The sequence below is a fragment of the Herbaspirillum lusitanum genome, from assembly GCF_046025995.1.
Classification (GTDB): domain Bacteria; phylum Pseudomonadota; class Gammaproteobacteria; order Burkholderiales; family Burkholderiaceae_D; genus Herbaspirillum; species Herbaspirillum lusitanum_A.
Map to the genome: position 1 here is coordinate 296524 of NZ_JAQQFM010000004.1, position 13931 is coordinate 310454.

The 13931-nt window shown below is 51.0% G+C and carries 13 protein-coding genes; all 13 read right to left on the minus strand.

The window, feature by feature from the left end; translation table 11 throughout:
- Positions 1-8: 8 nt before the first annotated feature.
- The 13 genes from PQR62_RS09945 to PQR62_RS10005 all read right to left on the minus strand — a co-directional run bounded on the left by PQR62_RS09945 (position 9) and on the right by PQR62_RS10005 (position 13900).
- On the minus strand, positions 9-1385 hold the full coding sequence (locus PQR62_RS09945; protein ID WP_408157375.1) for a phosphomannomutase/phosphoglucomutase: 1377 nt from the start codon (positions 1383-1385) through the stop codon (positions 9-11).
- 54 nt (positions 1386-1439) lie between these two features.
- The gene (locus PQR62_RS09950; protein ID WP_408157377.1) at positions 1440-3398 is read right to left on the minus strand and encodes a polysaccharide biosynthesis protein; all 1959 of its coding nucleotides are present in this window, start codon (positions 3396-3398) and stop codon (positions 1440-1442) included.
- A gap of 74 nt (positions 3399-3472) precedes the next feature.
- Positions 3473-4273, minus strand: coding sequence for a Wzz/FepE/Etk N-terminal domain-containing protein (locus PQR62_RS09955; protein ID WP_408157379.1), 801 nt, complete (start codon positions 4271-4273; stop codon positions 3473-3475).
- Positions 4274-4317: 44 nt separating this feature from the next.
- Complete coding sequence (locus PQR62_RS09960; protein ID WP_408157381.1) at positions 4318-4878, minus strand: sugar transferase; 561 nt, start codon at positions 4876-4878, stop codon at positions 4318-4320.
- A gap of 2 nt (positions 4879-4880) precedes the next feature.
- Positions 4881-5855, minus strand: coding sequence for a UDP-glucose 4-epimerase family protein (locus PQR62_RS09965; RefSeq protein ID WP_408157383.1), 975 nt, complete (start codon positions 5853-5855; stop codon positions 4881-4883).
- Entirely contained in the window at positions 5852-6652 is an 801-nt protein-coding gene (locus PQR62_RS09970) for a glycosyltransferase family 2 protein (RefSeq protein ID WP_408157385.1), read from the minus strand. Before PQR62_RS09970 ends, PQR62_RS09965 begins: the two co-directional genes overlap by 4 nt.
- A gap of 19 nt (positions 6653-6671) precedes the next feature.
- Entirely contained in the window at positions 6672-7649 is a 978-nt protein-coding gene (locus tag PQR62_RS09975) for a glycosyltransferase family 4 protein (RefSeq protein WP_408157387.1), read from the minus strand.
- A 203-nt stretch (positions 7650-7852) separates the two neighbouring features.
- Entirely contained in the window at positions 7853-8617 is a 765-nt protein-coding gene (locus PQR62_RS09980; RefSeq protein ID WP_408157389.1) for a class I SAM-dependent DNA methyltransferase, read from the minus strand.
- A complete protein-coding gene (locus tag PQR62_RS09985; protein ID WP_408157391.1) occupies positions 8614-9723 on the minus strand; it encodes a DegT/DnrJ/EryC1/StrS family aminotransferase in 1110 nt (369 codons plus the stop codon). The genes PQR62_RS09980 and PQR62_RS09985 overlap by 4 nt, the downstream gene beginning before the upstream one ends.
- Positions 9723-10163, minus strand: coding sequence for a cupin domain-containing protein (locus PQR62_RS09990; RefSeq protein ID WP_408157393.1), 441 nt, complete (start codon positions 10161-10163; stop codon positions 9723-9725). Before PQR62_RS09990 ends, PQR62_RS09985 begins: the two co-directional genes overlap by 1 nt.
- Positions 10164-10242: 79 nt before the next feature.
- Positions 10243-11340, minus strand: coding sequence for a glycosyltransferase family protein (locus tag PQR62_RS09995; RefSeq protein ID WP_408157395.1), 1098 nt, complete (start codon positions 11338-11340; stop codon positions 10243-10245).
- On the minus strand, positions 11340-12689 hold the full coding sequence (locus PQR62_RS10000; protein ID WP_408157397.1) for a hypothetical protein: 1350 nt from the start codon (positions 12687-12689) through the stop codon (positions 11340-11342). The genes PQR62_RS09995 and PQR62_RS10000 overlap by 1 nt, the downstream gene beginning before the upstream one ends.
- Entirely contained in the window at positions 12686-13900 is a 1215-nt protein-coding gene (locus PQR62_RS10005) for a lipopolysaccharide biosynthesis protein (protein ID WP_408157399.1), read from the minus strand. The genes PQR62_RS10000 and PQR62_RS10005 overlap by 4 nt, the downstream gene beginning before the upstream one ends.
- Positions 13901-13931: the final 31 nt, after the last annotated feature.

Below are 13931 nucleotides of genomic sequence, written 5' to 3' on the forward strand. Positions count from 1 at the left end.
TACTCCGATCAGAACGGCAAGACCACATCCGGGCGAGCCGCCAGAATCACGCGCTTGAACTCGGCCTGAATCCGCGCCAGCGCCTCCTCGGTTTCAGCTTCGAAACGCATCACGACCACCGGCGTGGTGTTGGATGACCGCGCCAGACCGAAGCCATCCGCATATTCAACACGCAGACCATCGATGGTGATGATGTCTTTCGCATCGGTAAATTTGGCATCGCTGGCCAGCTTGGCGATCAGTGCAAAATTCTCGCCCTCTTGCAACTGCAACTGCAGCTCAGGCGTGCTGACCGATTCAGGCAAGGCATTGAGCAAGGCCGATGGATCGGCTTCACGGCTCAGCAATTCCAGCATGCGCACGCCGGCGTACAAGCCATCATCAAAGCCGAACCAGCGATCCTTGAAGAAGATATGGCCGCTCATCTCGCCACCCAGCGGCGCACCGGTCTCACGCAGCTTGGCCTTGACCAGCGAATGCCCGGTCTTCCACATCAGCGGCTGACCGCCGCGGGCGCTGATCCACGGCGCCAGATGGCGCGTACATTTGACGTCGTACAGGATCTCCTTGCCGGGATGGCGCGTGAGCACATCGGCGGCAAACAGCATCAACTGGCGATCCGGGAAAATGATCTGACCACCCTTGGTCACCAGACCGAGACGATCGCCGTCGCCATCGAAAGCCAGACCGATTTCATTATCGGTCTCTTGCAGGCAACGGATCAGATCTTGCAGGTTTTCCGGATGTGCCGGATCGGGATGGTGATTCGGGAAAGTACCGTCGACCTCGCAGAACAGCTCAGTCACTTCGCAGCCCATGGCGCGATAGATTTCGGCAGCGAAAGCACCTGCCACGCCGTTGCCGCAGTCGACCGCAATCTTCATCGGCCGCGCCAGCTTGACGTCGCTCAGCATGCGTTTGATGTAGGCGTCCTTGATGTCGTGGGTGCTGTAGCCGCCGCTGCCTTGCGGGAATTCGCCCTTGACGATGGCGTGATATAGCGCCTGAATGGTGTCGCCGTGAATCGCCTCGCCGGCCAGCACCATCTTGAAGCCATTGTAGTCAGGCGGATTGTGGCTACCGGTCACCATGATGCCGGATTGCGAATCGAGCACATTGGTGCCGAAATACACCATGGGCGTCGCCACCATACCCAGATCGATCACGTCAACGCCTACCGATTGCAAGCCTTGCGCCAACGCAGCAGACAACTCCGGGCCGGACAGACGGCCATCGCGTCCGATAACGACCGATTTCTGACCTTTTGCCAGCGCAGCAGCGCCGAAGGCCTGGCCGATCCCACGGGCAACGTCGGCATCCAGCGTTTTGCCGATGATGCCGCGGATGTCGTAGGCTTTGAATATAGATTGGAATATCCCGTTCATATCATCCTTAATAGCGCCAATCGGTTCAATTTTACGTAACTGAAATTAAATATGTCAGCCAACTTCTTGAGTGGCGGCCAAGTATACCCAGTCGACGATGTCTGTCGAAGATACATAACCAGATACTAAGCGCCCGAGAATCTCCCTGATATGAGCAACCTCATTCGCAGCCACAGCCTCAAACAGACGATGCAATGCTGGCTCCAGTTCACTCCACGGCAAATAATCTTCGTGCGCTTTCATGATACGGGGATGAATCGTACGTTGAGGACTTTCGCCGATCAGCAGCTCTTCATAGAGTTTTTCTCCTGGACGCAAACCGGTAATTTCTATTTCAATATCGCCATGAGAATCATGTCCCGCTTCCTTGACCGCCATTCCGGACAATTCGATGACGCGCCGAGCCAGATCCATGATTTTGACTGACTCGCCCATGTCGAGCACAAACACTTCGCCACCTTCCGCCATAGCGGCGGCCTGCACTACCAATTGTGCAGCCTCAGGAATAGTCATGAAGTAGCGTGTAACTTCAGGATCGGTCACCGTTACAGGGCCGCCATCCCTGATCTGCTGCCGAAACAAGGGAACAACGGATCCCGACGATCCCAATACATTACCAAAACGCACCATTGAGAATCTCGTTTTGTTTGACTGTTCTATCCCGTCAGGGTCTTTGCCAATCCCGAATATGGGATTAGGACAAGCTGATAAGGCCTGGAGAATCAATTCGGCAAGCCTCTTGCTGGCACCCATGATATTCGTAGGACGAACTGCCTTGTCTGTGCTGATCAAAACGAAATCGCTCACGCCCTCTTCAACAGCGACACGCGCCAGATTGTAAGTTCCTAGCACATTGTTTCGAATGCCTTCGGCCGGATTGTGTTCCACCATCGGAACATGTTTGTATGCCGCGGCGTGATAAAGCGTTCGAGGCCGCCAGGTCTTGCAGATTTCCTTAATGCGGGGATAGTCACGAACATTTCCCAACAATGGCACAAGTATAACTGGCACTCCATGAAGCTTTGCCTGCCTCAGCAACTCTTCGTGGATGGAATAAAGGCTGAATTCGTTGTGATCAATTAATAAAAGACAAGAAGGACGTGCATCCAATATCTGCCGGCACAATTCGCTGCCAATGCTTCCCCCCGCACCGGTAACCATCACGGTTTTGTCTGTGATGTTACGGCTGATCAGCGCCCAATTGGGCGGCACAGGGTCACGTCCAAGCAAGTCCGCGATATCCAATTCCTTGATATCAGATACTGCGACGCGCCCTCTGACGATATCAGTAAGGTCGGGCAACGAGCGGACATGCACCTGATAGCGGCGCAAATTCGCCAGAATCTGATTTCTGCGAGCGCGCCCGATTGCAGGCAACGCTAGCAAGACATCCGTGATGCCGTAAGAACTAATCAGATTTTCCAGATCGTTCGGAGCATAAACCCTCCGTCCGTTGACGGTCTTTCCTTCTAATTGCGGATCATCATCAAGAAAACCGATAACCGCCCCAGGTTTTTTCTGCTGGAGCGCAGCTGCGACTTGCGCCCCCGCCTCACCCGCACCATATATCACAATGCGCGAAGCATCCTCATGGCGCTCCGGAAGAATATGATTTAACCAGAAGCGCGCTCCAACACGGCTGCCGCCCACTAAAATCAGCAGAAGAAGCGGCTGAAGCACGCCCACAGACCGCGGCACACCTGGAAAATTCAACCAAAGCAGAAGGCAAAAAAAACAGAGGCCATAGGTCCCGATACCCTTGGCAATCGCGAACATCGCAGACATCCCCGTAAACCTGAAGATTGCTCTGTAAAAGCCAAGTCGTACGAAAATAGGAAAGGCAAGCAGTGGCGCAATCTGATAGACATGCCACTGGTACCCCCGAGGCCAGTACCACGTATCAAGTCTCAACGAGAATGCCAGCCATGTGGCCAATAGCGACATCGCTACATCCACAGCGATGACAATTACCTGCTTGATATTTTTTGGCAGACGAATGAGACGACTCTGCATACCCAACTAACTAAATATTTTTATAAAACTGCAAGATCAATTCCTGCATCGATGAATTCGGAAACAAGCCAGTTTCATTTCCGCTTATTGAACACAATACGTCCCAGCTGCAGCATCAGGCCTACGACGGTTCCGATTGCCAGGCCAACGATCAACAACAGCGGTTTACGCGGCTCCACGGGGCGCGACGAAACGTAAATTGGCGTAACGAGTCGGGTATGGTGATTTTTTAGCAAGGCGCTCTCCAGGGTGTCGATTTTTGCGGACAAATTGACGAGTTCGTCACGCTTCGCCAAATACACGGTCTGGTAAAGGCCTGTGCTTTCCATTTTGGCCATGAAGTCGCGATTTTCCTGCAGTCGCTTGCGCAGATTATCAAGACTACGCTTCAGGTTCTCTTCAAACGGAGCAGCAAGCTTTTCCTGTTGAGCTCGGATCATTTCGAACAAGGCATCTGCGCAGCCCTTTGCGACGTCCTGATTGGGCCTTCGAACGGAAAAATCCACAACATTCGTCAATGACCTTGGGGCCTTTGCAACCACGATACTGGCGAGCGTTTCCTGGGCATAAGAACTATCTTGAAAACCGCATTTATCCGCAATGTCCTTTGTATATGCGGAAGGCTGGCGCAACCGTTCTATCAAAAGCGCGGGCGCCTCGACCTCGCCGGTTCTGCCGTCGCTGGTGGTGATCTGCTCCATTTCCACCAGCATACTCGCCTCATACTTTGGCGGAGTAAATGCCGCTACACCCCATGCAGCCACGCCGCCAAGGACGATACAAGATCCGATGACCTTCCAGCCCTTTCTGACAAACTCAATCATATCCCCCAAACGAATTTCATCGTCTTGCTGCGAATGCGGCATGTCGCTCATTCTTTTATTCCTTGCTCATGAAAAAAATTCAGTACGGCTGCCCATCAATGGGATACCCCTTCTCGCAGCACTACCTTAACGGCGGTCAGCCATAAGATTTTCAAATCGAAGTAAAACGAACGCCGCCGCAAGTACTCAACTTCCAAAGCTACCTTCTGTGGAAGCGGCAATTCATCCCGGCCATTCACTTGAGCCCATCCGGTCAAACCGGGAACCAAAAGGTCAACACGATTCTCGGATCGCAATTTAATCAGATCATATTGATTAAACAAGGCTGGCCTTGGGCCGACAAAGCTCATATCCCCTCTAAAAATACTCCAGAGCTGCGGCAACTCGTCCAGACTACTACGTCGCAAAAATGAGCCAATGGAGGTCAAATACATGTCCGGGTCACTGAGCAAATGGGTGGCCACCGCCGGCGTCCCGATTTTCATGCTGCGGAACTTGGGCATTTTAAAGATTCTGTTGTGCCGGCCGACCCGGTCCGACCAGTAAAGCACCGGCCCCGGGGAAGTTACGCGAACCATGAACGCCACCACAAGCAAGGGCAGCAACAAGAAAACTGTTGCTACAGCCGCTAAGCACAAATCAAATATTCTTTTCATTTTTACGACTTAGAAACATGATCAGACGATCCTAGATATGCCCGTGCCGTTTCGTGCAGACCTGCATCCAAACTAAGCGGGGGCACCCACTCCAGCATCGCTCTTGCCTTACCTGAGTCCACCTTCAGCGATGAAAGCAAGCGAACGGAAATATCACGTTTTCCCATTGCAGTTGCGGCTAAATCCAGCATCCGCGGAGGAACAGAGAAAAGTCTGGCAGGTTTGCCCAAGGCCATTCCCAACCTGCGCAACAGATCACTCGTTGAGATATCCTCGCCATCCGCAACCAAAAATGTCTGTCCTCCCGCCTTGGAGTGCGTGACGCACACTTTGATCAGATCAGTCAGATTGTCTAGCCCTACAAACGAACGCCTGTTGTCGACAGCAGCCAAGGGTAACGGAACGCCTCTGTCGAGCCATTTCATCATGATATTGAAATTACCAGGAGCGCCCGGCCCATATATCAAAGGAGGCCGAACAACCACCACGTCCATGCCGCCGCTACTTGAGATTTGGGCCAGTCCTTGCTCTGCTTCCCATTTTGAAATGGCATAAGCGCTAGCAGGAGCCGGAATATCGTTTTCGGTAAATCCCTTGTCAGCTGTTTGCGCTCCATTCACACCTATAGAACTGATGAAAATAAAACGCCGAACACCTGCGCTTTCAGCCTTGCGTGCCAATTGCAAAGAGGCAGCCGTATTCACGATTCTGAATTCTGCCAAGGGATCTGAGGTCTGCTCTCTGAGAACATGAGCACGAGCTGCCAGATGGACCACAACTTCCGCACCAGCCAATATCAAAGTCCAGTCAGTCCCGGCATCAATATTCCCGCACGCACAAACCTCATCGGCAGCAATACCCACCCCGTCCCGATCTGAACGGACGACCGCGACCACAAAATACCCCGTTTCTCTGAGTAATTTGCACAATGCCCTGCCGACAAATCCGTTTGCCCCAGTAACGACAACGCGCATCATTGCTCCAAGGATGCGGCCTTAGGTCGAGAAATAAACTGCCGTCCTCTCGATATCAGCTTGCGGACAGCAAATAGCGTCACGCTGGAGGATAAGTTGTGTTTGCGCAATGCCCGCAATATTTCACCGTTTTGCTTGACGATATTGCTGATGCTCTTATTGGTTGTCCCTCCCAGTCTCATCTTCACAAATACGCCTTCAATATATTGCGACGTGACTGAACGCGCCTCAAGAAAACGCATCATCAGCTCGACATCGGCGGCAATACGATATTCCAGATCGAATCCGCCACATTGATCGTAAACCGTCTTCTTTACAAAGAAGGTCGGGTGAGGAGGGCACCAGCCAAACGAAAACGATCCTTTGCGAAATGATGAAGATCTCCAATAGCGGACAATTGAAGAGGTATCTTCTGTGCGGACGTAACAAAGATCACCGTATACGGCATCAGTATGCCCTCCGGCAAAACCCTCGACCACCTTCTGCACTACGCCGTCATGCGCATAGATATCATCGGCATTAAGAAAACCTACGATATCACCTGATGCCAAGGCAATGCCTTTATTCATGGCATCATAGATTCCCTTGTCGGGCTCCGACACAAGCTTTGTGACATGCGCCTGATTTTCGGCAATGCGTTGAAGCGTCTGGTCCGTCGATTTGCCGTCAATGATGATGTATTCGACATTGTCATAAGTCTGTGCCGCAACCGAACGAATGGTGTCGCAAATCGTGTTCTGATTGTTGAAGACTACAGTGATGATTGATACCTTAGGCCTAAACATTACTTGAGTTTCCATAAATATCTTCTTGCCGCCATCAAGCCGCTAACGACAAATTGTTGCCGGCTACATCTAGAATTCCGACAAAGGTATCGTTGAACTGCACCTGATTCCATTGTGCTGCGTGGTTGAGACCTGCCGCTCGCAATCTTTCACACAGATCATCATCGGTCCACAGAGCCTCCATCGCTGCTGCCATATCATCAGTAGATAGTGGGTCAAAGAGCAAGGCAGCGCCCCGCACCTGCTCGGGCATCGCATAGATGTTTGAAACAGCGGCAGGACAGCCACAGGCGAATGCCTCCAGCGGTGGAATGTTCGTCGGGCCAAAGAAGGTTGGCATCATGAGCGCTCTGGCTCGACGATAAAAACCCGACAGATAGACATCGGGAATGAAACCCGGAAACAACACTCGGCCGCCAAGTCCCAACTCGTCGGCATGAGCCTTAACCTGTTCATACAAATGACGCCGGCCGCCGCTGAAAACGAGATGCAGATCAGAATGCCGTTCCGCCACGCGTGCAGCTGCATCCAGCAAGCGACGATGGTTTTTGTGCTCCCAGAACTGGGCGGGATAGAAAATAAACTTTGCAGGTAGGCGATATTTTTCGGCGAAATCAGCCGGTTCCGGCAATGTGATGTACGTCGGCACGATATACGGCAGGACAAAAATCTTATCGGGATTACCACCGTAAGAATCCAAGACATGCTGCTTGCCCAGTTGCGAATCCACCAAAACCAGCTTGGCCTGCTTCACCAGACTTCCAAAACGATGCTCTCGAATTCTGAACCTACCTGCTTTGGATACTTCGGGGAAGTGCGATTCATAGCGATGCATCAGATCGTGCACGGTGCCAATCGCAGGCAACGGGACCTGATAAGTTAGCGCGTCCTGAGCCGGAAACAACCACATCTCACAATCCAGTGCCACGAGGCCACGAACAACGGGATTGAGAGCAGATAATTTCTTGCAAATCCACGCAGGCATGCCAGACACAAGAAATAAAGTCGCCATGCGCATGCCGACCCTTCCCGACCGCATACGCGATGCACGATACGGATATTGGGCCAAAATGGGTTCCCACAGAGGCTCAACATACGCGACTTCAACTCGTGCACCGCATTGACTATATTGCCGAAGGCCCTCAAGTAAGGATTGCGCGTACTGAAACATTCCTCCGGCGTTAGGAGAGATTCCGAGAAAAATACCAATGGACTTCATTTAGACAATACCGCACAGACACCCCATGTTTGCTCCGATGCCGCTTGACCGGTCATCCATTCACACGATGAGACAAAATTAAGGCCGGCATCACGCGCGAGCATCTCGATTTCCGTAAGGAACAGATACCGCATGCGGTGCGTTTCACTCAACTCTTCCACGAAGGTAGTCTTCTTGTCACGAATAAAAATGTCATAGCGCACGTCCACATAGTTCTCAATCATATTGACTGAAGGAGTTGCCACGCGGGTGACTGCAATTTCATCGGACTCCATTCGTTTCATGCGAACAGATGGCCGTTCGGTTAAGACGGCCGGCCCATGCCAAAAGTCGAATATGAAAGCACCACCATCCTTAAGATGTTGAGCCGCGTTTTGGAACATTGCTCTCAAATCAGCATTGGTCGACTGGTAACTTACAACATGGAATAACGAAATCACGATATCGAACTTGAGGCCCGCTTTATAGGTGCGAACGTTGCCCGAATCAAATGTCAATCGTTCCCGCATTGCCGGTAGCGCTTCTACCCGCTGTTTGGCGGCCGCAAGCATGTCATCACTCAAATCAATGCCGTGGACTGTATATCCCTTTTCCACCAGGCGCTGCGCATGAATTCCGGTACCGCAGCCCATTTCTAAAATACTCTCAGCTCTTGGCACGTGCTTGCGCAGCAACGAGGCAATAAATTCAACCTCACCTGCATAGTCCTTGTCGCGATACAACAAATCGTAGTAACGAGCGTAGGCCCCAAAAACACTCATTTCAAAATCTCCTTGAGCTTCGCAGCCACTTCTTCCATCTGCACCTCGGTCAACGCCATGCCGCTTGGGATATAGAATCCTCGTTCGGCAATGCGCTCTGCGACCGGATAACTCTCCCCTTTGAACAGCCCCATCTTTCTCAACACCGGCTGCAAATGCATAGGATAAAAGAAGGGGCGACAGCCTACTCCCTTTTCTGCGAGCCTGCGCATTCCCTCTATGGCATCAAAACTCACGCTGTCATCGAGTACCACTCCGAATACCCAATAGATGTTTTCTGCATAGCTGGTCCTCGTCAAAGGAAGCTGAATTCCACTCACACCGGAAAGCAGATCAGTGTAAACGGCTCCCATCCGACGCTTACGTAACACGAACTCATCCAGCCGCTCCAACTGAGCCACGCCCAGCGCAGCTTGCATGTTGGTCATACGCATATTCCAGCCAAGGCGCTCGTGTACAAAACGGCGCGGCGGCTCAAAGCATAAGTTACGTAAAGAGCGGATTTCTTTGGCAATTACCTCATCATCGGTCAACACCATGCCACCTTCGCCGGTGGTGATGTGTTTGTTGGGATAAAAGCTGAATACACTGATATCTCCAAAGCTTCCACAGGGCTTGCCGTTATAGGTTTGCCCATGCATTTCCGCTGCATCTTCAATTACAGCGAGGCCTCGATCTTGAGCCAGCGCCAGCAAAGGAGCGACATCGACTGGCAAGCCATAGATATGGACAATCATCAGAGCCTTGGTGCGAGGCCCAACTTTTAGACGTACTTGTTCGACCGTCATGTTCCACGTATCGGGATCGCAATCCACAAGCACGGGTATTGCGCCTCTACGGACGATCTGGCTGATGCAGGAAATAATGGTAAACGTCGGCAGGATTACTTCATCGCCCGGCTGCAGATTCAGTGCTTCAACCGCGAGATCAAGTGCAGCCGTTCCATTGGATACGGCAATAGCAAACTTGCGCCCCATTTTTGCAGCGAATTGCTCTTCAAACTGCTTGATGTAAGGTCCTTCTGAAGATATCCAGCCGGTATCGATGCATTCAGCCAGATATTTCTTTTCGTTGCCGTTTAGCAGCGGTTCATTTACTGGGATCATTATTGTTTGTCCTCAATCAACTTCACTTGATTATGCTCGATAGGTCCGAATCTGGTTTTGTCTCGCTCTCCGGCATATGGCCCCTGCTTGACTTCAATGATTTCTGCTTCTTCAACGACATAGAATCCGTGACCGCCATAGGCCAGTAAAATGACATCTCCGGCATTCAGTTCGGTGCTTTCCAGATACTCCTGAGCTTCGGAATAAAAATCTACTCTCACCTTGCCAGACTTGATGAAGAGGACTTCTTTTGTAAATTGCACTTCGCGCTTCACCGGATTGTGAACGTGCGGTTGAATCACATAGCCCGTTGGCCGCTTCATGTACGCCAGTTGCTGGGAAAAATCATCTGGCGTGAAAAATTCAATGCCGTCTTTTCGATACTGTGTTCGGATGATGATGGCCAACGTCATCGAATCCTTGGTAATGTTCTGAATCATTTTTCAATCCAATAACCGCAATAACAATTTCTATAAGATGAGAACAGGTAGTTCTTCTCTGCCAACACTTCCATATCGCTCAGATCGACTCCACCAATTTCTCAAACGCTCGCCACTGATGTTCTTTTGTGTAGCAATTCTCAATATTCTTGCGACCAGACTCCGCCATTGCAAACCAACCGCCGTAATCGGCAAGAATCATTTCGATCTTCATGATTGCATCATCCGCATCGACATAAGTTTCAAAATCGCGGCCTGCCGTCATCCCTTCGGGATAGATACCCGCATCGGACAACATGAGTGCACCGCATCCCATCGCCTCCCAGCACCGCATATTCCCACGGTACTGGCTCGCCATGTCGATCGCAGCATTAATCACGATCTTGGCATTGCCAAACAACTCGTACAGTGAACGTCCAAATACGGGCGGACGAGTTACCTTACGCAAGTCAGAGTCGATAGCTAAGTCTGAAAATGCGCGGCGAAACAGGAAATTATGATTGACAATTCGCGCGGCCTTTCCGAGAAGGAAATGAAAACGCACATCGTATCGATCTCCAAGTTTCGAGATCCGCTTCAGCAAGTCGTTTCTCTTGACATGATGGCGACTGTAACCACCTGCAAACGCGATATCAACCTGGCGATCGCGCCCTTTGACATATTCCGATGCGGCAGGGTCATGTGCAGGCTCAAACCAAGCGGTTTTGAGTCCCAGCTTTTGCCACTGCTCCAACAATCCCTGGAAATTACAGAGGCAACGGTCATGTGAGCTCAGATCGGCGCCTTTTATCGGAGACGCAATCCAGCAAAGAGATGCCTTGACGGTACCCGGCAAACGACGAATGAACTTAGAATCGTAAGTTATCGGACCATGATTATAAAAAACCTCTGTCCGATGATCTTCAATTTGAGCCAGAACAATTTCTTCCGTAGAAGCACTGACCGGCATGCCCTTTTCTTTAGCCCAAGTGCGCTGAGAGTGCATATCATCGGGAACAGAGATAAATGCCCACTCCTTGCGCTGATCAATAGGCTCCAAAATGTGTGACGACAGAAAACGATCCGACAACAAATGTTGACGGATTTGCTCTGAATCAGCTGACGAAGGCCAGCCGTGCTTTGTAGAAAAGTACTGAAGATAAGCATCGCCGAGAGGCATCAATTGGAATAAACGCATCAACTGACCTCTTTCAAATTCAATACTTTTTGCTGGGCCCCGCTCGTCCAGAACGCCGAACACATGACCAGCACCAGAAAACCACCGGTTAGCAAGGTGGTGAACCAGGATGAGTTCGCCAAATTCACGAGGCTGGGCACTGCAATCACGCACATCAACCTTACGTTGCGCGGCGGCACGACCATATCGAATACTCGAAGGCAAAGTCCTACGATGGCACCAATAAGAATTACACCTAACAGCCCGGCTGCGGCCAACCCATCAGTCGCGAAGAAGTTGGCGTTTGCATTCATGTCCAGGCCCATGAATTGACCGATTACCTGGCCAATCTGCATCGAATACGGATATCCGAAAAGTTTACCCAAAATATTGATATGCGAATAAAGCGTGACTGTGCTTTGGCTGAAAAAATCATAGTAAGCACCGGTAAGTGCTCCCACCATTCCGAAAATTCGCATGTAAACAAGCGCCACGAAGTTTTCATAAAGCACAGAGTCGTCTTCGGTGAGGAAGATGCCCAAGATCAGCGGAGCAATCATCATGACTATGCAAAATAAGGATACTCCGGCAGCGCTTGGTCTTTTCTTGCGGAACACCAGAAAATACATCATAGGAATCACACCTATCGACAACAATACCGACTTGAGCGCAAAGGTGGCGTAAATAAATATCTGGCCTAACACCCCCAACACCAGTAGTGCGTAGCGTCGATGGATAAGTCCTACTCCTATCAGGAATGGATTCAGCGCGCCAGACATGATGCCCGTGACGTAGCCAACCTGCGTTCCCTCCGCTGCAATATCAGCCAAAGCGCGTTGACCGTAGACATCCGTGATGTCGGCCAGCGAAAGGGCATCCCGGAAAACATAAAATACGTAAGCGACCGATACAATATAAGTCAGGATGAACAGCCGAGAAAACCAACGACGCGGCAAACGAATCTCAATGCGGGCGGTAGAGACTCCCGAACAGACAAAGAGCAGCAGCATACTCACGCATAGCGCAGTTGCAAGCAGCAGCATATCCTCCCGATACCCTTGCATCACCGGATATAGCAGTGCCGGTACATAGATAAAGTAATAAACGAACCAAATTACGAAAAGCGACAGGCGGCGGAGCGCCATGGGAAACAGCACCACCGGAATCATTGCCAGGACGAAGCAATAAAGCAATTCGCCGACGTTGTAGTCTCCCAGTGGAAAGCCGAGATAATCCCAACGTCTGAGCTTAAAGACGTAGACGTAATAAAGACAAACAAAATAGATAGCAGATGCCAGGACAACCCCTATCCTAGCCTTCGATATGCTGACATCTGCCACCCGCACGATCCGAATTTCACTGTCGTTCATCCCCGTCCTTTCGCAACGGGGGACAACAATACATACGACAAAGTAATATGTATCAAGTAAAGCAAGGATGAAATCACTCCAAACAAGATGACGGCACTCATCGATCCCAACTTCATCTTGATGATGAAGAGCCACATTAGAGCCAAAGCCGCTAAGCGCGCTATATCCCACAGTAATTGCCATCCTTGCTTACCCATAATTACGAGGGTCATGTTGAAAGGAGTGGTGATGAAGGTAATGTAATACAGAGGCGCCAGAACCTGGACAAAGCGGCCAGCCACTTCCCAATCTTGTCCAAGAATCCACACCACAAGCTTCGGCCCGGCAAACAGGCAAATGATCATCGGAACAAGACCCACGAGGGCATTGAAGCGCGCAATTTCCATCAGTTTCACGCGGGGGGCACCATCTGCATCATTGTTCGCAAGAAAAGACATGAAAGCCTGAGACTGAGCGGTCGCCAGCATTGTGATAGGCGCACCGAGGGCTCGATCAATCAGCGCATAATTTCCAGCCTCTCCAGCGTGAAACACTGCTAGCAGCATGACACTGGTAAATGAGCTTCCGAGGACATTGATCAAGGCGCTCGGCATAGAAAGAAGAGGCAAATGTCTATGTATCCGACAAACTGCCAATGTCCGCCTTCCCATCGCAGGCAAAGCGCGCAAAAAGCGCGCGACCTCCGACTTGACGGAAAAAATCAAAAGCGCAGCCCGTCCGCAGGCATCCGCCACCACGAGACTCAAGGTTGACGGAAGCACCGCTCCTGCGCCTATGCTGACTGCCACGTAGGCACCTGACTGTCCGATTTTTCCATTCGCGATCTTCGATAGGGTCTTCAGCCGCAAGCAGACGTTGTTAACCACTTGTCCCAAACCGGACAATAGCAAGGTCAATGGAATAAGAAATACATAAGCGCCGAACTTCAACACCAGTGCTGGAAACGCAAACCACAGAGCTGTAACAATAACCAGCGAAAGTGCCCCTGTAACGAAACACAGCACCAAACATGCCTTCACGATATGTCTGAGCTGATGTCGTTTCGCCGAAAGAATTGCAATTTCAAACCGCAAGGAAGATCCCACCAGCAACAACGTAACGATGGAAAGCATCGACTGCAAGGTGCCAAAAGCATCCGGAGAATATAAGCGCGACATAACAGGCAGCGCGGCAAAGGCAATGCCTTGCGCTATAATCGCGCCCCTCAGCATGACGGCCGTATTCCTGGAAAATTGAGACACG